This is a genomic window from Duganella sp. FT27W (assembly GCF_009295655.1).
In the GTDB taxonomy this organism is placed as follows: domain Bacteria; phylum Pseudomonadota; class Gammaproteobacteria; order Burkholderiales; family Burkholderiaceae_D; genus Rugamonas; species Rugamonas zoogloeoides.
This window is the reverse complement of the sequence record NZ_WHIV01000002.1, coordinates 599,932-621,592: the sequence shown is the minus strand read 5'-3', so window position 1 is coordinate 621,592 and position 21,661 is coordinate 599,932. Positions and strand designations below refer to the sequence as shown.

The window sequence follows — 21,661 nt, the reverse complement described above, 5'->3', positions numbered from 1 at the left end:
AGGCAAAGAAATCGTTACAGGCAAATCGTGGTCGAGCGGCCCATGTGGATCGCCGAACGGCCGGTGAGGGCGGTCTTGGCCAACTGCACCAGTTGCTTCATCCTGCTCGAGCCCGCATCCCAGTATTCGGCGGACTGGATACGCACCCGGATCAGGGTCAGGTGCGGGTCTTCCACGCCCTTGGGAAACCAGCTGCGCGCCGCCGGGGTCCACAGTTCGCGCGCCTTGGCCTGGTCCTTGACCAGGAACGCCTGTCCGGAAATCGACAGGTAGAGCTGGCGCTCGGGGTCGGAAAAGCTGATATTGATGTCGGGATGCGTGGGCAGGTCGAGCGTGAACGCGGCTTCGTCGCTGGTGAAGAACCAGAGGTTGCCTTCGTTGTCGATCTGCTGGGTGGTCAGTGGCCGGCTGGTGAGCATCTGATCGGCGTCACAGGTGGTAAACATGCCAAACCGCACGTCCTTGATCTTGTCGGCGATGGTCTGGATCTGGTCTTGCGAGTACAGCGGCATGATGCGCCTCCACGGAAAATATAGGGTGTATGCCTCAGCGTAGGCCGTATCGGCGGGCATGTCCGTTAGCGTACACACCTAACTTTACATAGCAGTTACATCGGGTTGATTGACATCCTAAATGATAATTATTATCATTTCTGTTTGTGTGTATCTTGGCACGTTAAATTTCCTGAAGGATTACCCTTGAGCGCACCACCCGCCAGCCCTGCCACCAGTGCCACCAGTGCCACCAGTGCCGCCCAAGCCAGTCGCGCGGTATGGCTCAAGCACCTGCACCAGTGGCACTGGATCAGTTCGGCGTTGTGCCTGCTGGGCATGTTTCTGTTTTCCATCACCGGCATCACGCTCAACCACGCATCGCAAATCGAGGCCAAGCCCACCATCACCCGGCTCGAAGCCACGGCGCCGGCCGCGCTGGTAGCGCAATTGCGCACCTATGCCGAAGAGCATGACGGCGCCAAGGAACCGCTGCCGCAAGCCGCCGAACAATGGCTGAAGGACACCTGGAAAGTGCAGGCCGGCGGGCGCGTGGCCGAATGGTCGGCCGACGAGATTTATCTGGCCATGCCGCGTGCCGGCGGCGACGCCTGGGTGCGCATCGAGCTCGAAGGCGGTGCCGCCGAGTTCGAGAAGACCGACCGCGGCTGGATTTCCTGGCTCAACGATGTCCACAAGGGCCGCAACACGGGCACGGCCTGGAACTGGTTCATCGACATCTTTGCCGTCATGTGCCTGGTGTTTTGCATTACCGGTTTGCTGATTTTGAAGTTCCACGCGGCCAAGCGGCCGTTCACCTGGCCGATGGTGGGCCTCGGTGTTTTGATTCCTGTTGTCATTGCTTTGCTGTTTATCCACTAACTGTATCTACAACCCCCCAGGACTTCCATGAAATTACGTTATTCCATCGCCCTGAGTCTGCCACTGGCCAGTGCTTCGGCCATGGGCGCCGAGCTGGCCCTGAAAATCGATGTGCCACAACTGAACGTCGCCGAATACCACCGCCCGTACATCGCCGCCTGGTTGGAAAACGCCGACCAGAAAGTGGTCACCAACCTGGCCGTTTTGTACGACACGGGCAAGAAGGATAACGCCGGCACCAAGTGGCTCAAGGACATGCGCCAATGGTGGCGTAAGACCGGCCGCGACCTGGCCATGCCGCTCGACGGCGTCAGCGGCGCGACCAAGGCGCCCGGCGAAATTTCGCTGACCTTCCCGGCCGCCAAGGCAGGCCTGGACAAGCTGCCGGCCGGCCAGTACACCTTGTTCGTGGAAGCCTCGCGCGAAGCGGGCGGTCGCGAAGTGGTCAAAGTACCGCTGCAATGGCCGCCGAAGTCGGCGCAGAAGGCCACCGGCCAGGGCAAGGAAGAACTGGGCGCGGTCGTGGTCCAACTGAAACCATAAGCGGAAAACCCCATGAACAAATTCAACAAGACCCTGATTGCGCTGGCACTGGCTGGCGCAACGATGACCGCACACGCCCACAAGCCGTGGCTGCTGCCCACGTCCACCATCGTCGAGAGCCGCGACAACTGGGTCACCATCGACGCCGCCGTGTCCGAAGGCCTGTTCGATGTCGATCACGTGCCGCTCAAGCTCGACGGCATCACCATCACCGGCCCGGACGGCGGCAAGGTGGAAATGCAGAACGTCGCCAACGGCAAGCTGCGCAACAGTTTCGACCTCAAGCTGCCAAAACCGGGCACCTACAAGGTTGCCTTGGTCTCGCAAAATGTGTTCGCCAGCTACAAGGACAAGGCCGGCGAAATGAAACGCTTCCGTGGCACCGAAGAAACCTTCGCCAAGGACGTGCCGGCCGATGCCGCCGAACTGAAAGTGTCGCGTACCCAGAGCCGCCTGGAAACCTTCGTCACCACCGGCGAACCCGACCTGGCGGTGTTCAAGCCAACCGGCGTGGGCCTGGAACTGGTGCCGGTCACCCACCCGAACGACCTGCGCGCGGGCGAAAAAGCCACCTGGCGCTTCCTGCTGGACGGCAAGCCGGCCGCCAACCAAGGCGTGAGCCTGATCCCGGGCGGCGTGCGCTATCGCGGCACGCTGGGCGAAATCCGCAAGAACACCGATGCCAACGGCGAGCTGACGTTCGAACTGCCGGCCGCCGGCATGTACATGGTAAGCAGCAGCTGGCCGGCAGCCACGCCGTCCAAGCCGGGCCAGCCGCCGCAGATGCCTGCGCGTCGCGCCAGCTACGCCGCCACCATCGAAATCCTGCCGGAATAAGGGTGATGCGCCGGGTTATTCTGCCTCATCATATTTCGGACGACTCGGCGCCCGCAGGCGGTGTGCTCCGCGATTTCGCGGGGCGCAGCATGGGCACCAGCTGGTCGGTGCGGCTGGTGGCCGCGCCGACTGTTACGGTGTCCCATCTGCAACAGGGGCTGCAACAGCAGCTCAATTCCGTGGTGGCTGAAATGAGCCACTGGGAAAGCGATTCCAATCTCGGGCGTTTCAACCGCGCCCCGGCGGGTAGCTGGCACGACTTGCCGCCCGCCTTTTTCGATGTGCTGTCGTTTGCACTGGACGTGGCGCGCGCCAGCGGCGGCGCCTGCGACCCGTGCGCCGGCACGCTGGTCAACCTGTGGGGTTTCGGCCCGCACGGCAGGTTCGACCAACCGGATTTTATTGCCCCCACGCTTGACGCCATTGCCACCGCGCGCGCCCAACTGGCCGCCGCGCGCAAGGACATGCAGTTGGCGCCGGCGCCGGCGCGGCGCGCCTTCCAGCCCGGCGGCATCGAACTCGACCTGTCGGCCGTGGCCAAGGGCTATGGGGTCGATCGCCTGGCTTATTACCTGAAAAGCCAGGGTATTGCCCACTTCGTGGTGGAAGTGGGGGGCGAGTTGCGCGGCGCCGGTGTCAAGCCGGACGGCCAGCCATGGTGGGTGGCGCTGGAGCAAGTGGAGCAGGGGCAGCAGGGTAGCAACGACGAGCTGGTACTGGCGCTGCACGGACTGGCCGTGGCCACCTCGGGCGACTATCGCCGCTACTTCGAGCGTGACGGCGTGCGCTACGCCCACACCATCGACCCGCGCAGCGGCCTGCCGATCTCGAACGGCCTGGCCTCGGTGACGGTGATTCATGCGCAGTGCATGGCGGCCGATGCCTGGTCCACCGCCTTGACCGTGCTGGGCCGCGTGGACGGCCTGGCGCTGGCGGAACGGCAAGGGCTGGCAGCGCGCTTCGTCGAACGCATCATCGAACACGGCCATGTCACCTACCACGAATACCTGAGCACCCATTTACGCAGCATGCTGGACGAATGATCTGGACCAACGACCCCAACCGATTGATGCTGGTGGCCGCCTCGGCCGCCGCCTATGGCCTGGTATGCCTGATACCGTATTTGCGCGAGCGCGGCAGACGCCTGGCGGCCGCCCGCGCCAAGGCCGAGGCCGCCGCCGCACCGGGCTGGATCGTTGCCTACGCCAGCCAGACCGGCAACGCCGAAGCACTGGCGGGCCAGACCCTGGCCACGCTGCGCCTGGCCGGCATTCCGGCGCAACTGAGCGAATTGTCCGACCTGCAAGCCGAGGACCTGCAACGCGCCGAGCGCGTGCTGTTCCTGGTCAGCACCTATGGCGAGGGCGACGCCCCCGACGGCGCGGCCGCGTTTGCCGGGCGCCTGATGACGACCCGGCTGCCGCTGCCGCAACTGCATTACGCGGTGCTGGCGCTGGGCGACAGCGCCTACCACCAGTTTTGCGGCTTCGGCCGCGCGCTTGACGGCTGGCTGCAAGCGCAGGGCGCGCAAAGCCTGTTTCCACGCATCGAGGTCGATCGCAGCGCCGATGCCGCCATCGGCCTGTGGCGCCAGCATTTGAGCCACCTGGCCGGTACCAGCGATGCGCCCGACTGGAGTGCGCCGTCGTACCAGTCGTGGACCTTGTCCGAGCGCCGGCTGCTCAACCCGGGCAGCGCCGGCGCCCCCGTCTATCACCTCGAACTGAGCCAGCCGGGCGCGTTGCATGCGGCCGATTGGCAGTCGGGCGACCTGGTGCAGATCTCGGCCCCGGCCGAGCCCGACCGGCCGCGCGAATATTCGATCGCCTCGATCCCGGCCGACGGCCGCGCACACCTGCTGGTGCGCCTGCACAGCCATGCCGACGGCAGCCATGGCGTGGCGTCGGGCTGGCTCACGCAACAGGCGCAGGTGGGCGAGACGGTGTCGCTGCGATTGCGCGCGCACCGCCGCTTCCGCCTGGAGGGCAACGCCAGCCGGCGCCTGATCCTGATCGGCAACGGCAGCGGCATTGCCGGCTTGCGTGGCCACCTGCGCGCGCGCGCCCAGGCCGGGCAGGGCGGCAACTGGCTGCTGTTCGGCGAACGCAACAGCGCCCACGATTTCCACTACCACGAAGAACTGGAGGCGCTGCGCCAGGCCGGCCTGCTCGAGTTCGACATGGCCTGGTCGCGCGACGGCGGCGCCGAGCGCTACGTGCAGGACCTGCTGCCGGCCCGCGCCGACAAGTTGCGCGCGTGGGTAGCCGATGGCGCGGCAATCTATGTGTGCGGTAGCCTCGACGGCATGGCTGCCGGCGTCGATGCCGCACTGGCCGAGGCATTGGGCCGGGAAGCGCTCGATGCGCTGGCAGCGACGGGCCGCTACCGGCGCGACGTGTACTAGGAACTGATAAAAAAAACCACCGGTGTGATTGCCGGTGGCTTGTTTTTTGTCGTGCGCCTGGATCAGTCCGCGCTGGCCTGTTCCAGTCCGCGCGCCAGGCTCGAGATGCTGGGGTTGTCGATGAACACGCAGCGCTTGCCGTTGCGCTTGCAATAATCCTTGACCCGCCAGTAGGCGCTGTGGCTGATGCAGCCGGTCTGGCAGATCACCAGGTCGGCGGCGGCCAGGCTGGCGTCGAGGCGGTTGGCGTTGTCTTCCAGGCCGCCGTCGTGATGCGAGAACTGTGCGCCTTCGCGCTCGATCAGCTCGCGGTAGGTGGCGACGTTGCCGCTGCGTCCGCCCACGCACAGCACGGCGCGCTCGCTCAGGCGCAGCGGCATTTTCATGACATGCTCGACCACCTGCCGGGTTTCTTCCTGGATTGGCATCGGCGCCGGCGCTTCCACTGCGCGCGCCAGTTCCAGCCGCAGATCGGCGATCTGCTGGCGCATGGCGCGCTCGCGCTCGTCCATTTGCTGCAGGCGGTCGGCCAGCCGGGCGCGGGTTTCCAGTCCCGGGATCGATTCGCGCAATTGCTCGAGCTCGGTACGCAGCGAATCGACCAGGCTGTCCTTGCCCACCACTTGGGCGCGCAGCTGCATCAATTGCGACGCGTGTTTTTCGGCATCGGCGCTTTTTTCCGCCAGCAGGGCGGCGGCGCGCTGTTGCGACTTGGCCAGTTCCTGCGCCAGGCGGGTGTTCTCCAGCAAGGTGGCGTTGAACTTGGTGATGTCGGCGCGCACGCAGGCGCCGGCCTGGTGCTGCACCATGTGCAGGTCGCGGCACATCTGCTCTTCCACCTCGGGGCTGCAACGCGGGTGGGTGAGGCCGGCCCAGAAGGCGCCGGCCACATCGCCGGCAGCGACGGCGGCGCGCCACAGGTCGGCCACCTGCTCGGTGGTCTTGGCGGCGCGGAAGCGCAGCAGCACCGGGGCATAGCGGCGTTCCAGTTCCTTTTGCAGCGCCTCGGACAGGCGGTTGCGGGTGGCGCATTCCGTCACCGCACCGACGTGCACTTCGTAGTCGTCGGCCAGCACCTTGCCGTTGGTGACCTTGTCCACCAGCTTGCGCAGCACGCCCAGCGGGAAACCGACCCCGACCAGCGGGCAGTGGCAGGCATGGCCCAGCTCCCACAGGCGCCGGCGGCGCGAGGCTTGGGCCTCGGCGTTGGCGCTGGCGACGTTGTGGATCACCGGTTTGACGGGACGCAGCACCTGCTGGGGCTGCTGCACCGGCTCAGCTTGCGTAGTAGGCCGGGCCGTGAGCGGCCCGCCGGTCTGGGTGCCGGCCGCAGGACGGCCGGCCATTTGCGGCATGGCGGCGGCAATAATCGCCGCCAGGGGATCGTGTTTCTCGCACATGGTGATGAGCTCCGCGTCAGGCCGTGGCAGGCGTGCTGCGGGCACGTGCCATGATGCGGCTGAGGAAATTGGTCTTGTCCTGCTCCTGCAGGTTGCGTTCGACGACTGTTGCCCACTGTTCATGCAGTTGCTGGCAGGTGGCGCGCAGCACCGGCGCCAGGTCGGGCAGGCTGGCCAGCGCTTTCAGGTGGCGTTCGATTACCGAGGCCAGCTTGACGCAGCCGCCGTCGTGGTCGTTGCCGGCCGTGTAGTGCGACATCAGGTGCAGCACCGCCGAGAGCATCAGCTCGGGATGATGGCCGCCCTGCGACGGCGCGAGGAAAATCGGATTGCTACGGTCTAGGTCTATGGCCATCAAACGCTCCTGGAGCGGAAAAAGAGAGTTCAGCTGGCTATGCACGTTGGCTGGCAAACTCGAAGGGGAGAGTGGGCGCACACGGTGGCGCGCCCGGTTTCACGCACAGTGATCTTATGCCGTCAGGATCAGCTTGTTGAGCTGGGTGACGCGCAGGCGGTACACGCGCCCCGCATGTTCGATTTCGAGTTCGCGGCCACCATCCATCAGGCCGGCGCTGCTGATACGCTTGATTGGCGATACGGCCGAGACCACCGAAACGACGGCGGGAGCAGGACGGACATTCATTACGGGTTGGGTCATGGGCAGGGCGGTAGGCATCGTCATTTCTCCTTTAAATAAGAATGATTCGTATTTGCATTCATTATTGTAGAAGGCGGGACGGAATGCAAGCGCTATTTTGTGCAAACTCGGCCAAATGATAAAAAAACCAAGACAACAAAAAAAAAGCCCGGCTTGGAGGCCGGGCGCAAGGCTGGGTTAGAGCGCGGTACGTGCTACATGTTCACATTGCGGCCAGCAATTGCGCCGGGGTGGCTGCTTCGTTTTTGCTCTTGGCCGCCGCCAGCTGCTTGGCGCGGGTGCGCGAGGGGGGCAGGCGGCGCAGGGTTTTCAGCGCTTCGGCATCCTTGATGCCGATGGTGCGCTGGTCCACGCTGATCAGGCCGATTTCGTTGAAGGCCGACAGCGTGCGGCTCACGGTTTCCAGCGTAAGGCCCAGGTAGCTGCCGATCTCGTGGCGCGTCATGCGCAGGTTGAACAGCTTGGCCGAATAACCCATATGGGCGAAGCGGTCGGCCAGCGTGACCAGGAAGCGCGCCACGCGCGCCTCGGCGGACAGGGCGCCCAGCATGCCGATCATGGCCTGTTCGCGCACCAGCTCGCGGCTCATGACGCCGTACATCATGTTTTCCAGTTCCAGGTGCACGCGGCCGAGCGCGGTCAGCTTTTTGAACGGCAGCAGGATCAGGTCGCAATCGGACAGCGCCACCGCCTCCGACGAGTAATGGCGGGTGTGGATGCCATCGACGCCAAGCATGTCGCCCTTCATCGGGAAGCTCAGCACCTGCTCGTTGCCGAATTCGTCGATCAGCACGGTTTTCAGGAAGCCGGAGTTGACGATGTACAAGGTGTCGAACGGCTGGCCGATGGTGTGGATGCGCTGGCCGGTTTTGAACTGCACGTGCTGGAACAACAATTCCTCGGTCGTGACCGACACCGCCGACGGAATGTGCAGCAAATCGCACACTTCCTTGAGGTTGGACCAAAGGCGCCCCTGACGCTGGCGGCCGGCTTCCATCGACGACGATTGCAGGGTCGTCGTGACCGGGCGAATTTCAGACGCTTGCGTTGACAGCATGGTGAGCTCCTGTGTGCACATTCGAAACAGTGGAAGGAAGGCCGCCCGGTGTGGCTGAAGCAGCGGTGAGCGGCTCGCACGGCACTCTTGTAGCCGTGCAGCATGAAACAGTGATTTCAGTATGCCAACAGGGGCCGGGGCTGGATATCAGCAATGGCTGAATATGAGCGTAGGAGCGTGCGCAGGTTTGTAGGAGAAATCCTACCGGAAGGGGGAGTGATCAGGTTTTGAACGGCGACAGCAGGCGATGCGCAACGGCATATTGAACCATTTCGGATAGCGATGTCATCCCCATCTTTTGCATGATGCGGGTTTTATGGGTGCTGACGGTTTTGACGCTCAAGTGCAAGCCGTTGGCGATCTCGGTGATCGACTTGCCTGCCACCAGCAAGGAAAACACTTCGAATTCGCGGTCGGACAGCTGTTTATGCAACAGGCTCTCGTTGGGCATCATGATGTTGAGCGCCAGTTGCTCGGCCACCTCGGTGCTGATATAGGGCCGGCCGGAAGCGACCTTGCGGATCGCGCCGACCAGCTGGGTGCCGGCGCTTTCCTTGGTCAGATAGCCCTGGGCCCCGGCGCGGATGGCCCGCACCGCGTATTGCTCTTCCTCGTGCATGGTGAGAATCAGGATGGCCAGCTTGGGCGCTTCGGCCTTGATCTGGCGGATCAGATCGACCCCGCTGCGCCCCGGCATCGACAAATCGAGCATGAGCAGGTCGAAGCCGCCCTGGCGCACGTGGCTCAGCACCTCGAAGCCGTCGATCGCTTCGCCGACGATGTCGATGTCGGGCGCGCCGTCGAGAATGCGCTTTAGTCCTTCGCGCATGATCGTGTGGTCGTCGGCAATAACTATTCGGATCATCGTGGGCCGCTCACGCGCGAAGTGTTGGAAAGTAAAAAGTATTGCGATTGAAGTAATCTTGTGATGCTACTACAAAAAATTACACGGTGGCCTATTTTTTGTACTCGGGCTCGGCGATCAGGCGGTGTACCAGTACCGGAATGCGTGATTGTGACAACACCTTGTTGGTTACACTGCCCAGCAGCAACTGACCCCAGCCGCTGCGTCCGTGCGAACCGATGAAGATCAGGTCGCACCCATGCTTGACGCCGGCGGCGACGATTTCCGTCGCGGCGCTTTCGGCAAATGTGGTCAGCGCGGTACATGTAATGTTGCGTCGCGCACACGCTTGCACCACGTCGCGCACATGCTCCTCGCCAGCGCGCAGCAGGGCGGCACGGTATTCTTCCTCGCTCGGATAGCTGGGCGGAATGATTTCCACGTAAATCGGATACTGGTAGGCGGGGGCGACAAACAGGACCAGCACTTCGGCGCCCAGTTGCTCGGCAAACGTGACGCCGGCGCAGGCGGTCTTGCTGGAGACGGAAGATCCGTCGGTGGTGATCAGGATTTTTCGGTACATGGCAAGCTCCCGGAAAGAGACAGCATGAGTTTCATTGTAGACGCGATTTACATTATTGCTAGTATGGAAAGAGTTGATGATTCTCAAACATAACGATCTTACTTGGCGCATCGAATGTTTAAAGGTGTTGGCTGAGGCTTCTTTTTTTGCACTCAAGCATTAATTTTGTGTCACAAGCTGCCCGTTGAGCTGACATCCGGTGATAGTATCTCCAAATACAACGGAATGTGACGTCGTCCCGGTAATCGCCGTGGCGGGTTTGGCACATCCGGCGCGGCCCTGCTACACTCGCGATAGTGTTTTATTGCCGTGCATCATCATCGTGGGGCAGCAATTTTACAAATTATGGAGAAGCACGGATTATGACCAACGCCGCTGACGATTTCGACGCCTTATTTGAAGAAGTGTCCGCCCAAAGCAAGAAAGCCGCGCCTGCTCCAGCGCCAGCCCCGGCTCCCGCAGCAGCCGAAGACGACCTGGAAAGCCTGTTCGACCAGGTGTCTTCCGGTGTCGCCATGAGCGCGCCGGCGCCGGCCCCTGTGGCCGCCGCACCCGTCGCAGCCGCACCGGCTGCCGAAGGCGGCGAGGGCGATGAAACCGACAAGCCCATGTTCGAACGCCTGGGCGGCATCGTGCGCCTGTTGCACGACTCGCTGCGCGAACTGGGCTACGACAAGGCGCTGACCGAAGCGTCGTCGCAGATCAACGACGCCCAGGACCGCCTCGAATACGTCGCTACGCTGACCGAGCAGGCCGCCAATAAGGTGCTCAACACCCTCGACGAAGCCATGCCCGACCAGGACACGCTGTCGAAGCAGTCGAAAGACATGGAAAACCGCTGGGCCGACCTGTTCGCGGGCAAGCTGAGCCTGGACCAGTTCAAGCAACTGGCCGGCGATTCGCAAGCGTTCGCCGCCGCCGTCTCGGCCGCTACCGAAACCGAGAAGGCCCGCCTTCTCGAAATCATGATGGCGCAGGACTTCCAGGACATCACCGGCCAGCTGATCAAGAAAGTGGTGATCATCACCAAGACCGTCGAGGCGGAACTGGCGCAACTGCTGCGCGATAACGCACCACCTGACGTGCGCGAGAAAATCGCCCAGAAAGAAGTGACCTTGATGACTGGTCCATCGACGCCGACCGTGGCGCTGAGCCAGGACAGCGTGGACGATCTGCTTGCCGATCTGGGGTTCTAATGGACGATATGCTCAAGGATTTCGTCGTTGAGGCGATGGATCTTGCGGTCAACGTGGAAGAGCACCTGCTGGCGCTCGAACGCGATCCTGACAACAAGGAAACCCTTAACGCGGTGTTCCGTTCCTTCCACACCATTAAAGGTGGCGCCGGTTTCATGGGCCTGCCGGCGATGGTGACGGCTTGCCACCTGACCGAAAACCTGTTCGACGCTCTGCGCACCGGCGCTGCGCCTGTCACGCCGCTGGCGATCGAAGCGGCGCTGCAAGCGTCCGGTTTCGTGGCCGACCAGCTGGCCGAACTGAATAACGGCGCCGAGCCGGGCAGCCTGCCGGCCTTGCCGCAAGACCTCGAAAGCCTGCTCAATGACGCCATCGCCGGCAAGGCCGACAGCACGCCTGTTGCCGCCCCGGTCGCAGCACCGGCACCGGCGCCGGTCGCCGCGCCGGTCGCTGCTGCGCCGGCAGCCGTGGCCCCTGTGGCCACCGCGTCGCCGGACGGCCTCGACTGGGAAGCCATGTACGAAGCAGTGATGCCGGCCGGTAGTTATACCCGTCCGGCAGCAGCCGTTGCAGGCCCGGCTGTAGCTGCCGCACCGGCTGCCGTTGCCGCGCCAGCAGCTGTTGCAGCGCCGGTCGCCGCCACCGCTGAAGTGGTGCCGGTAGTTGCCGCGCGCCGCGAAGCGCCAGAGAAACGCGACGAACGTCCGCAGAGCGCCCCCGCCAAAGAAGAGTCGATTCGCATCGATGCTGTTAAACTGGATGCCTTGCTCGAAGTGGCGGGCGAATCGGTGCAGGCTGCCAACCAGGCGGCCGTGCTGCTCGAGCGCCTGATGCAGTTCAAATTCGAGGGCCAGGCACAGACTTTGATGGCCACGCTGGCAGAAACGCTGGAGCGGGCGTCGCGCTACTCGACCGAGTTGCAGCGCGCCACGCTGGCCACGCGGATGCAGCCGGTCGGACGTTTGTTCCAGAAGTTCCCGCGCCTGGTGCGCGAGCTGGCCAAGGATCTGGGCAAGGAAGTGGAACTGACCATCGAAGGCGCGGAGACCGAAGTCGATCGCGTGGTCGTGGACAGCCTGTATGATCCGCTGGTGCACATGTTGCGCAATTCGCTCGATCACGGCGTGGAGTCGCCGGCCGATCGCTTAGCTGCCGGCAAGCCTGCCAAGTCGTATATTTCGCTCAAGGCGTGGCAGGAAGCCAACAGCGTGATGATCGTGCTGCAGGACGACGGCAAGGGCATGGACCCGGTGATGCTGCGCGCCAAGGCGCAGCAAAAGGGGCTGATCAGCGAATCGGCCAACCTGACCACCGAGGAGTGCTACCAGCTGGTGTTCCTGCCTGGCTTCTCGACCAAGGAAGTGGCGTCGAGCGTGTCGGGCCGTGGCGTGGGCATGGACGTGGTGAAAACCGCTGTCGAGAAAAACCGTGGCGCGATCAACATCGAGTCCGGCCTCGGCAAGGGCACCAAGTTCTCGATCCGCCTGCCGATCGAGTTGTCGATCGTGCCGACCATGCTGGTGTCCACCTCCGGTGCAGCGCTGGCGCTGCCGATGGCGGTGGTGCAACGCGTGGTGGAATTGCCGGAAGTGTTCATGGAAGTGGGCGGCGCCCCGGTCCTCAAGGACCAGGGCCGGCCACTGCCGGTACGCTCGCTGGCCGACTCGCTGGGGTATGAGAGCTGCCGCGAGAAGGTCGGTATTGTTGTCGCTGCACCACAGCCATACATCCTGGCCGTGGAAGCGGTGGACGGCACTGCCGACCTGGTAATTAAACCGATGACCGCGATTACCGTCGAGGGCATTACCGGTACCGCACGTTCGGCCGAAGGCGAACTGGTACTGGTGGTAGGCCTATCGTTCCTAATGGATGGTTGTCGAGGTAGTGTACGCATGGCGGCTTGAGTCGGTAGACCAAGCCAGCAACATCAAAAGCCTGCGTCCACGCAGGCTTTTTTTTTACAGAATTTTTTCAGGAGTCACAGGCAGTGCAGGAACAGGCGGAACCGCGCGGGCTCACGAGGCCAGCCTCCGGCGGCTGCTTTCCATTTGCACACTATGGCATAATCAAACAGCATCACTCACACAGGCTGTAGCAGCACACATCATGATGAAGACGCTTTACGACAAACTCTGGGACTCGCACGTGGTCAAGGCCGAAGAAGACGGCACCACGATTCTCTACATCGACCGCCACCTCGTGCACGAAGTGACCAGCCCGCAAGCCTTCGACGGCCTGCGCGAAGCCGGCCGCGCACCATGGCGCGTCTCGGCCAACCTGGCCGTGGCCGACCACAACGTGCCGACTACCGCGCGCGTGGATGGCATCGCCGATCCGGTCTCGCGCCTGCAAGTGGAAACGCTGGACAAGAACGCCAAGGCCTTCGGCCTCACGTACTTCAACATGAACGACAAGCGCCAGGGCATCGTCCACGTGATCGGACCGGAGCAGGGTGCCACCCTGCCGGGCATGACGGTCGTCTGCGGCGACTCGCACACGTCCACTCACGGCGCGTTCGGCGCGCTGGCGCACGGCATCGGCACGTCCGAAGTCGAGCACGTGCTGGCCACGCAAACCCTGCTGCAAAAGAAATCGAAAGCCATGCTGGTGCAGGTGGACGGCGCGCTGCCGGCCGGCGTCACCGCCAAGGACATCGTGCTGGCCATCATCGGCAAGATCGGCACGGCCGGCGGCACCGGTTACTGTATCGAGTTCGGCGGCTCCACCATCCGGTCGCTGTCGATGGAAGGCCGCATGACCGTCTGTAACATGGCGATCGAAGCGGGCGCGCGCGCCGGCATCATCGGCGTGGACGACACCACCATCGATTACGTCAAAGGCCGGCCGTTCTCGCCGGCCGGTCCGCACTGGGACCTGGCCGTGGCCTACTGGCGCACCTTGCACTCGGACCCCGGCGCGAAATTCGACCTGGTGGTCACTTTGGACGCCGCCCAGATCAAACCGCAGGTCACCTGGGGCACCTCGCCCGAGATGGTGGTGGCGATCGACGGCCGCGTGCCCGATCCCGACCAGGAAAAAGACAGCGTCAAGCGCGACGCCATGGAAAAAGCGCTGGTGTACATGAACCTCAAGCCCAACACGGCGATCGAGGACATCCGCATCGACAAGGTGTTTATCGGTTCGTGCACCAACTCGCGCATCGAAGACTTGCGCGCCGCCGCCCACGTGGTGCGCGGCAAGCAGCGGGCGTCCAACGTCAAGCTGGCGATGGTCGTGCCGGGCTCCGGACTGGTGAAAGAGCAAGCCGAGCGCGAAGGCTTGGACCGCATCTTCAAGGATGCCGGTTTCGAGTGGCGCGAACCGGGCTGCTCGATGTGCCTGGCGATGAACGCCGACCGCCTGGAGCCGGGCGAACGCTGCGCTTCCACCTCGAACCGCAACTTCGAAGGCCGCCAGGGCCAGGGCGGGCGCACCCACCTGGTGTCGCCGGCGATGGCCGCTGCTGCTGGCATTGCCGGCCACTTCGTTGACGTACGCGCACTGCGCTGACCTGCCTGGAGCCCAACATGAAAAAATTATTCGCGCTGTCCGCCATTGCCATGGCCCTGGTCCTCACCGGCTGCAACACCGTCAACGGTTTCGGCAAGGACGTCAAAAAGGTTGGCGAGTCGCTCGAAGGCGCTTCGACCAAAAAATAAGCCAATCAGCCGCATATTACCGAACGAGATCATGGAAAAATTTACCATTTATGAGGGCCTGGTCGCGCCGCTGGACCGCGCCAACGTCGATACCGACGCCATCATCCCCAAGCAGTTTTTGAAGTCGATCCACCGCACCGGCTTCGGCCCCAACCTGTTCGACGAATGGCGTTATCTCGACCACGGCGAGCCGGGCATGGACAACAGCAACCGTCCGCTGAATCCCGACTTCGTGCTGAACGAACAGCGTTACCAGGGCGCGTCGATTTTGCTGACCCGCAAAAACTTCGGTTGCGGCTCGTCGCGCGAGCACGCGCCGTGGGCGCTGGACCAGTATGGCTTCCGCGCGATCATCGCCTCGTCGTTTGCCGACATCTTCTTCAACAACTGCTACAAGAGCGGCTTGCTGCCGATCGTATTACCCGAAGCGCAGATCGATCATCTGTTCAATGAAGTCAAGGCCTTCCCCGGTTACCGCCTGGTGGTGGACCTTGAACAGCAACGCATTTCCACCAGCAACGGCAGCGTCTCCTATCCCTTCGAGATCGACGCCTTCCGCAAGTACTGCCTGATGAACGGGCTCGACGATATCGGCCTGACCCTGCGTCACGCCGACGTTATCCGCGGCTTCGAAGAGCGCCATCTGGCAACCCAACCCTGGTTGGCCAACGTCATTTAATCAAGATCAGATCATGAAAATCGCAATCCTCCCGGGCGACGGCATCGGCCCGGAAATCATCGCCCAGGCCGTCAAAGTCCTCAACGTGCTCGGGGAATCGTTCGAGCTCGAAACCGCTCCGGTCGGCGGCGCCGGCTACGCGGCCCACGGCCACCCGCTGCCCGATGGCACGCTGGCGCTGGCCAAAGCGGCCGACGCCGTGCTGTTCGGCGCGGTCGGCGACTACAAGTACGACACGCTCGAGCGCGCACTGCGCCCCGAGCAAGCCATTCTCGGCCTGCGCAAGCAGCTGGGCCTGTTCGGCAACCTGCGTCCCGCCATCCTGTACCCGGAACTGGCCGGCGCCTCCACCCTGAAACCTGAAGTGGTCTCGGGCCTCGATATCCTGATCGTGCGCGAACTGACCGGCGACATTTATTTCGGTCAGCCGCGCGGCGTGCGCGAATGCCCGGACGGTCCGTTCAAGGGCCAGCGCGAAGGTTTCGACACCATGCGCTACGCCGAAGGCGAAATCCGCCGCATCGCCCACGTGGCGTTCCAGGCTGCGCAAAAGCGTGACAAGCGCTTAACCAGCGTGGACAAGGCCAATGTGCTGGAAACCTTCCAGTTCTGGAAAGACATCGTCACCGACGTCCACAAGGAATACCCGGACGTCGCGCTCGACCACATGTATGTCGATAACGCCGCCATGCAACTGGTGCGCGCGCCGAAGAAATTCGACGTCATCGTCACCGGCAACATGTTCGGCGACATCCTGAGCGACTGCGCAGCGATGCTGACCGGTTCGATCGGCATGCTGCCATCGGCCTCGCTCGACGCCAACAACAAGGGCCTGTACGAACCGTCGCACGGCTCGGCGCCGGACATCGCCGGCAAGGGCATCGCCAATCCGCTGGCGACCATCCTGTCGGCGGCGATGATGTTGCGCTACACGTTCAACAAGAACGAGCAGGCCGACCGCATCGAGACCGCCGTCAAGTCGGTGCTGGCGCAGGGCCTGCGCACCGCCGACATCTTCGAACCCGGTACGACCAAGGTCGGCACGGAAGAGATGGGCAACGCGGTCGTCAAAGCGTTGGCTTAAAAAATTAATAGACAAGGAAGAGCAAATGAAACTCGTAGGTCTCGTAGGTTGGCGCGGTATGGTGGGTTCGGTCCTGATGCAACGCATGCAGGAAGAGGGCGATTTCGCCCATATCGAGCCGGTATTTTTCACGACGTCGAACCCGGGCGGCAACGCTCCGGCGATGGCGAAAAATGAAACCAAGCTGAAAAGCGCCACCGATATCGACGAACTGAAAAAGTGCGAGATCATCATCTCGTGCCAGGGCGGCGACTACACCAGCGACGTGTTCCCGAAACTGCGCGCAGCCGGCTGGAACGGCTACTGGATCGATGCGGCATCGACCCTGCGCATGGAAAAAGACGCGGTGATCGTGCTCGATCCGGTCAATATGCACGTGATCAAGGACGCGCTTGGCAAGGGCGTGAAAAACTACATCGGCGGCAATTGCACCGTGTCGTGCATGCTGATCGGCCTGGGCGGCCTGTTCCAGCACGGCCTGGTGGACTGGATGACGTCGATGACGTACCAGGCCGCCTCGGGCGGCGGCGCCCAGCACATGCGCGAGCTGCTCACCCAGTTCGGCACCATCAACGGCGCGGTCAAGCCGCTGCTCGACGATCCGGCCTCGGCTATCCTGGAAATCGACCGCCAGGTGCTGGCCACCCAGCACGGCTTGTCGGCTGACGAGATCAAGCAGTTCGGCGCGCCGCTGGCCGGCAACCTGATCCCGTGGATCGACAAGGACCTGGGCAACGGCCAGTCGAAGGAAGAGTGGAAAGCCGGCGCCGAGACCAACAAGATCCTGGGCCTGGGCGCGGACTTCGGTTCGACTGCGATCCCGGTCGATGGCCTGTGCGTGCGCATCGGCGCCATGCGTTGCCACTCGCAGGCGCTGACCATCAAGCTGAAAAAGGACGTGCCGCTCGACGAGATCACCGACATCATCGCGTCCGCCAACCAGTGGGCCAAGGTTGTGCCGAACACGCGTGAAGCGTCGGTCAAGGACCTGTCGCCAGCGGCTGTGACCGGCAGCCTGACGATACCCGTCGGCCGCCTGCGCAAGATGAGCATGGGTCCGGACTACCTGTCGGCGTTTACCGTGGGCGACCAGCTGCTGTGGGGCGCGGCCGAACCGTTGCGTCGCATGCTGCGCATCGTGCTCGACGCGTAAGTTTTGCACGTAAGTTTCGCAATTCGTTCGTCAAGCTGAAAAAAAGGCTGCCAGACCGGCAGCCTTTTTTTATATCCCGAGCGTTCGCCGCGCTACCGCCAGCGGCTTGCGCAGCACGTGGTAGATCAGCGGCGCCCAGCCGCCGTAGAGCTTGGCTGTGCCCTTGAGGCCGATACGCTGGACGGCTTCGCCCGGCGCCAGGTCGGCCTTCAGGCTGTACGCCACCACGCCTTCGCTGCCCACGGTCGGCTCGTAGCTGGACTGGGTCAGTACGCCGGCCACCGTGCCCAGCGGCGCCACGTTCAGGTACAGCTTGACGTCCGCGCCAGGTTCGAGGCTCAGCGCGTCGTCCACCGGCAGGCGGATGGCGATCTGCACCTTGGCCGGATCGGCCAGCAGGATGATGCGCTCGCCGGTTTGCACCGGTTTACCGAGCCAGTCGTTCTGGTCCGAGAACACGGCAATGCCGGCCTCGGGGGCGCGCACCTGGATGCGTTCCAGCATGTCCTTCACATACTGGGCCTCAGCGGCCTTTTCTTCGAGCTTTGCGTTCAGCGCCGACAGGTCGGCCTTGCTGGCGCCGTCGTTGAACGACTTTTGCGTGGCGCGCAGGTATTCGGCGGCAGCCACCGCCTCGGACTTGGCCGCCACTTCGTTGCGGTTGCGCGCACCGGTGTCCTCCAGTGCAAACAGCGGCGCGCCGGCGGCCACCACCTGGTTCGGCGTGACAAAGAAGCGCGCGACCACGCCATCTTGCGGCGCGGCGATCAGTTTGGCGTCCTTGCCGATGATCTCGGCGGGCGCCAGTACCGTCAGCCGCATCGGGATGCAGGCCACGATCAGCGCCGCCAGCAGCAGGCGCTTCGGCTTCGCCTTCACGCGCGACAAGGCGCCGCGCCAGCTCGACGGCCGTTCGCGCCAAGCCCACAGCGCCTGGCCGTACACCACCGCCAGCCGCTCGGCTAGCGCGGTTTGCGCCTCGTCGGCCACAGTCTCCAGCACCATCCACAAGCCGCCCACGGTGCCGCCGGCCGGTGTGGGCAGCGCCACCATCAGAACACTTTGCCCCATCCACTCATCCCAGCCCGCGTGCAGCGCAGCGTCGAGCATGTCGCGCGACACGTGCAGTGCGTGGCCGCCGTCGAGCCTGGGCGCCAGCTGGCGCAGGGCCTGGTTCATCCACTGGCGATAGGGCGAGTCGGCCGGCGGATCGGCCAGGCCGGACACCAGCCGCAGCGCCGGCTGGCCGGCCGGGTCCGGCCGCCACAGCACGGCCTGGCGGAATGGCAGGATGCGCCAGGTGTCGTTGACTGCGATGAATTCCACCGCGCCCTCGCTGGTGGCGGTGCGCACGTCCTGCTCGATCTGGAGCAGGGCGCCAATACTTTGGAGATTGATCGGTGAATCGGACAAGGTGTTTCCTGGTGAAGCGACGAAGTTGGCGATTAGCGGGCGGCCGCCGGGAAGCTGGCGACGCCGCTCATGCCCGGCAGCAGGTTGGCGGTATTGCCGGTGACCTCGCCCTCGATTTCGATCGACTGGCTGACAGCATCCACGCGGCCGTTGATGCGCTGCACCTTGGCGTTGTAGGCATTGCCGGTTTCATCGATCTTCAGCGAGAACGGCTGGCCGACCTTGAGCCACGACAGCCACAGCGACGGCACGTTCAGCTGCACCTTGAGCTTGCGGTCGTTGACGATCTCGATCAGCGGCTGGCCGATGTTGACGCTGGCATACTGCTTGGCCAGCAAGCGGGTGACGCGGCCGGCGAACGGCGCGACGATGGTGCACTGGCGCAGTTGCGCCTGGTACAGCTGGATCTGGGCCTTGGCCTTTTGCGCCAGCGCGGCGCTTTGCTGGACGTCGATCTCGGCCACCGATTGCATCGCTTGCAGCTTGACCTTCGATTCGTAGGTCTGCTGGGCACTGTAGAACTCGGCATTGGCCATTTTCAGGTGCGCATCCTGCTCGTCGCAGTTAAATTTCAGCAGGACCTGGCCGGCGGTAATCGTGCTGCCCAGCTTGACGTTGACCAGGTCGATGCGGCCGGCCATCTGCGAGGCCAGCACGCTTTCCTGGTCGGCCGCCACCAGCACGCGGATGGTCTTGGCGGCTGCCGGCGCAGCTGCCGGCGCCGCGGCCGGCTTGGCCGCCGCCGGAACAGCCGGCACGGCTGGCGCCGCAGCCAGCGCGCTGGCACCCAGGGTAGACAAGAACAGTGTTACCAAAGAACGGTGCAACGACATCATCAGTTTTTCGCCTGCAGTGGAGGTTTTGCTTCGCTGCGCAGCAGGCTGGTGATCTTGGTGGCGGCCGATTCTGCCGCTGCCTTGCCGAACACCGGCCAAGCCGAGCTCACGCTGTCCGGTATCGCCGAACGGTAGCTGAAGGTGCCTAGTGTAACCCCATCGCGCTGTACCAGCCAGGTCAGTTCGACCGTGCGCAGGCCGCCGTTGGGCTGGCCCACGGTGGCGGTGGCAGATACCACTGGAATATTGGCGCCGGCCAGGCTGACCAGGGCGCCGTTGGCGTTCAATTCCTGGTGCAGCAGGGCGCCCAGGTCGAGGCCGCTACCGGCCGGCGAGCTGATGGTGCCGATCGCTACCGGCGGTGGCGGCGCGGCCACGTCGGCGGTGTGGAAGTTGGTCTTGCGCCAGTCGGCATCGGCTTGCGCCAGCTGCTTGGTAAACACCGCCACGCTTTCGCTTTGCGGCTGGGCCGGCAGCAGGTCGGCGCCGACCGAGTTGGCGACCCGTGCATAGGCGATTTGCAGGTTGGCCAGCGCCACGTAGCGCTGCATCTCGGACAGGGCGGCTCGCACCTCGGTGCGCAGCAGTTCCATGCTGGACTCGGTGCTGGCCTTGGTGGCCGACAGCGTGTGCTGTTCGATGCGGGCATCGACCTGGGCGGTCTGGCTGCTGACTGCGTAGTCGGTGCGGGCTTCCTGGAAGCGCTGGGCAGCGATACGGACCTGCGTCATGACGGCCATGGTCAGGGCGATGCGACGGGTATCGTCCACTTTCTGTTGCGCTTCCTGGGCGCGCTTGGCGGCCGGGTAGGCGAAGGCGCGCATCAGGTTCAGCGACACGCTGCTGCCGGCTTCGCCCCAGGTGTTGTTGAGCAGGAATTTGTTGCTGTCGCGGTTGCTCGACACGTTCAGTTCCAGGCCCGGCAGGAAGGCCATCAGTGCCTTGCGGCCTTCGAGTACCGAGATTTTCTTGCGGTAGTCTTCCTCGCGCAGTTCCGGACGGTTGTTCAGTGCTGCCTGGTCGAGCGCATTGAGGTCGTCGAACGGTTGCAGTTTGGCGGTCGCTTCTTCTTCCTGGCCGGCCGACAGCACGATGTTGCTGCCTGGGCGCAGGTTGATCAGCGCGTTCAGTTCCGACTTGGCCAGGATCAGTTCCTGGCGGCGCGCCACGATCTGCTGGTGCATGTCGAGCAGGGCGCGCTGGTAGGCCAGCGCTTGCAGCGGCGGCAGCATGCGTTCGGTTTCCATGCGCTCGCTGCGCAGCATCGCTTCCTTGACGCGGTTGAGCAGGTCGTCCATGCGCGGCAGGGTCTGCTGCGCCACATAGGCGCGCCAGAAGGCCTGGCGCACGTCCTGCGAAATGTTCTGCACGACCTTGCGCTTGCGCTCTTCCGAGATCATCACCGACACGGCCTGCTGCTGGGCGCGCACGTAACTGACGCCGAAGTCCAGTACGTTCCAGGCCAGTACCGCGTTCTGGGTGTTGCGGGTGCGTTCCTGGGCGCCCGAGAACAGGTTACTTTCCACGCCGCTGCCGAGATCGACCGAACGCGAGCCGGCGTCATTGCTGCGCGAGCTGTAGCCTGCCGCCAGTGTCAGGCGCGGCAGCATGTCGTACTTGGCCAGATCGAGCTGGTCGGAAGCCATGCTTTGCTCCATCGAGCGCAGGCGGTAGTCGTAGTTGTACTTGAGCGCGCGGGCAAAGGCCTCGTGCAGCGTGATTTCGCCGGTGACCGGTTCCACGTCCTTGAACAGGGTTTCCACGTCGTCCTTGGCGCGGGCGTTGCGCTCGGCGGCGCCAATCGGTTCCGGCATGATGTTGCACGCGCTCAGCGCGGCAGCGAGCATCAGCGCCATCGGCAGGCGGCGCAAGGTGGTGGAGCGTGCGGCTCCGGTGGCGCCGGGCGCGTTGGCAGCGGTGGTGGCGATGGTCATCGGTGAAG

22 protein-coding genes are annotated in these 21,661 nt (G+C 63.8%); 12 read left to right on the top strand and 10 right to left on the bottom strand.

The features are described from left to right. Positions 1–14: 14 nt before the first annotated feature. Positions 15–512 (bottom strand): pyridoxamine 5'-phosphate oxidase family protein, encoded by a 498-nt coding sequence (locus F8197_RS08930; protein WP_152881579.1) that lies wholly within the window; start codon positions 510–512, stop codon positions 15–17. Positions 513–698: 186 nt separating this feature from the next. Here F8197_RS08930 and F8197_RS08925 point away from each other — a divergent pair, with 186 nt between their 5' ends. The 5 genes from F8197_RS08925 to F8197_RS08905 are packed head-to-tail and all read left to right on the top strand — an operon-like array spanning position 699 to position 5,157. Then, positions 699–1,373 (top strand): PepSY-associated TM helix domain-containing protein, encoded by a 675-nt coding sequence (locus tag F8197_RS08925; protein WP_152881578.1) that lies wholly within the window; start codon positions 699–701, stop codon positions 1,371–1,373. 27 nt (positions 1,374–1,400) lie between these two features. Beyond that, positions 1,401–1,916 carry a DUF2271 domain-containing protein gene (locus tag F8197_RS08920; protein ID WP_019922684.1) on the top strand — a complete coding sequence of 172 codons (516 nt, stop codon included), beginning with the start codon at positions 1,401–1,403 and terminating at the stop codon, positions 1,914–1,916. A gap of 12 nt (positions 1,917–1,928) precedes the next feature. Further along, positions 1,929–2,753: a DUF4198 domain-containing protein gene (locus F8197_RS08915; protein ID WP_152881577.1), complete on the top strand. Its 825-nt coding sequence runs from the start codon at positions 1,929–1,931 to the stop codon at positions 2,751–2,753. Between the two features lie 5 nt (positions 2,754–2,758). Continuing rightward, on the top strand, positions 2,759–3,796 hold the full coding sequence (locus tag F8197_RS08910) for an FAD:protein FMN transferase (RefSeq protein ID WP_193333381.1): 1,038 nt from the start codon (positions 2,759–2,761) through the stop codon (positions 3,794–3,796). Then, positions 3,793–5,157, top strand: coding sequence for a sulfite reductase subunit alpha (locus F8197_RS08905; RefSeq protein ID WP_152881576.1), 1,365 nt, complete (start codon positions 3,793–3,795; stop codon positions 5,155–5,157). The genes F8197_RS08910 and F8197_RS08905 overlap by 4 nt, the downstream gene beginning before the upstream one ends. Before the next feature lie 62 nt (positions 5,158–5,219). Here the strand turns inward: F8197_RS08905 and F8197_RS08900 are convergent, their stop codons facing one another. The 6 genes from F8197_RS08900 to F8197_RS08875 all read right to left on the bottom strand — a co-directional run bounded on the left by F8197_RS08900 (position 5,220) and on the right by F8197_RS08875 (position 9,699). Beyond that, on the bottom strand, positions 5,220–6,557 hold the full coding sequence (locus tag F8197_RS08900; RefSeq protein WP_152881575.1) for a DUF2325 domain-containing protein: 1,338 nt from the start codon (positions 6,555–6,557) through the stop codon (positions 5,220–5,222). Positions 6,558–6,573: 16 nt separating this feature from the next. Next, on the bottom strand, positions 6,574–6,912 hold the full coding sequence (locus F8197_RS08895) for a hypothetical protein (RefSeq protein WP_019922679.1): 339 nt from the start codon (positions 6,910–6,912) through the stop codon (positions 6,574–6,576). Positions 6,913–7,026: 114 nt separating this feature from the next. Continuing rightward, positions 7,027–7,200 (bottom strand): hemin uptake protein HemP, encoded by a 174-nt coding sequence (gene hemP / locus F8197_RS08890; RefSeq protein ID WP_373922135.1) that lies wholly within the window; start codon positions 7,198–7,200, stop codon positions 7,027–7,029. 217 nt (positions 7,201–7,417) lie between these two features. Next, a complete protein-coding gene (locus F8197_RS08885; RefSeq protein WP_019922677.1) occupies positions 7,418–8,212 on the bottom strand; it encodes a Crp/Fnr family transcriptional regulator in 795 nt (264 codons plus the stop codon). 280 nt (positions 8,213–8,492) lie between these two features. Beyond that, a complete protein-coding gene (locus F8197_RS08880; protein WP_026637433.1) occupies positions 8,493–9,137 on the bottom strand; it encodes a response regulator transcription factor in 645 nt (214 codons plus the stop codon). 91 nt (positions 9,138–9,228) lie between these two features. Then, positions 9,229–9,699: a universal stress protein gene (locus F8197_RS08875; protein WP_056140383.1), complete on the bottom strand. Its 471-nt coding sequence runs from the start codon at positions 9,697–9,699 to the stop codon at positions 9,229–9,231. 362 nt (positions 9,700–10,061) lie between these two features. Here F8197_RS08875 and F8197_RS08870 point away from each other — a divergent pair, with 362 nt between their 5' ends. The 7 genes from F8197_RS08870 (at position 10,062) to asd (ending at position 17,470) form a co-directional block, all read left to right on the top strand. After that, entirely contained in the window at positions 10,062–10,895 is an 834-nt protein-coding gene (locus F8197_RS08870) for a protein phosphatase CheZ (protein WP_152881574.1), read from the top strand. Then, a complete protein-coding gene (locus F8197_RS08865; protein WP_152881573.1) occupies positions 10,895–12,799 on the top strand; it encodes a chemotaxis protein CheA in 1,905 nt (634 codons plus the stop codon). The genes F8197_RS08870 and F8197_RS08865 overlap by 1 nt, the downstream gene beginning before the upstream one ends. A 202-nt stretch (positions 12,800–13,001) precedes the next feature. Continuing rightward, entirely contained in the window at positions 13,002–14,405 is a 1,404-nt protein-coding gene (gene leuC, locus F8197_RS08860) for a 3-isopropylmalate dehydratase large subunit (protein ID WP_152881572.1), read from the top strand. A 17-nt stretch (positions 14,406–14,422) separates the two neighbouring features. Then, positions 14,423–14,554, top strand: a complete 132-nt coding sequence (locus F8197_RS08855) for an entericidin A/B family lipoprotein (protein ID WP_019922671.1) — start codon at positions 14,423–14,425, stop codon at positions 14,552–14,554. A 31-nt stretch (positions 14,555–14,585) separates the two neighbouring features. Then, a complete protein-coding gene (gene leuD / locus F8197_RS08850; protein ID WP_152881571.1) occupies positions 14,586–15,233 on the top strand; it encodes a 3-isopropylmalate dehydratase small subunit in 648 nt (215 codons plus the stop codon). Between the two features lie 13 nt (positions 15,234–15,246). Next, the gene (leuB, locus tag F8197_RS08845; protein ID WP_152881570.1) at positions 15,247–16,317 is read left to right on the top strand and encodes a 3-isopropylmalate dehydrogenase; all 1,071 of its coding nucleotides are present in this window, start codon (positions 15,247–15,249) and stop codon (positions 16,315–16,317) included. 25 nt (positions 16,318–16,342) lie between these two features. Further along, on the top strand, positions 16,343–17,470 hold the full coding sequence (gene asd, locus F8197_RS08840; protein WP_152881569.1) for an aspartate-semialdehyde dehydrogenase: 1,128 nt from the start codon (positions 16,343–16,345) through the stop codon (positions 17,468–17,470). Positions 17,471–17,539: 69 nt separating this feature from the next. Here asd and F8197_RS08835 read toward each other — a convergent pair whose 3' ends face one another. From F8197_RS08835 to F8197_RS08820, 3 genes are read right to left on the bottom strand one after another with little or no spacing between them, the layout of a single operon-like run. Continuing rightward, positions 17,540–18,883 carry an HlyD family efflux transporter periplasmic adaptor subunit gene (locus F8197_RS08835; protein WP_152881568.1) on the bottom strand — a complete coding sequence of 448 codons (1,344 nt, stop codon included), beginning with the start codon at positions 18,881–18,883 and terminating at the stop codon, positions 17,540–17,542. A 32-nt stretch (positions 18,884–18,915) separates the two neighbouring features. After that, positions 18,916–19,683: an efflux RND transporter periplasmic adaptor subunit gene (locus F8197_RS08830; RefSeq protein WP_193333380.1), complete on the bottom strand. Its 768-nt coding sequence runs from the start codon at positions 19,681–19,683 to the stop codon at positions 18,916–18,918. A 35-nt stretch (positions 19,684–19,718) separates the two neighbouring features. Further along, the gene (locus F8197_RS08820; protein ID WP_193333379.1) at positions 19,719–21,653 is read right to left on the bottom strand and encodes a TolC family protein; all 1,935 of its coding nucleotides are present in this window, start codon (positions 21,651–21,653) and stop codon (positions 19,719–19,721) included. Positions 21,654–21,661 lie beyond the last annotated feature (8 nt).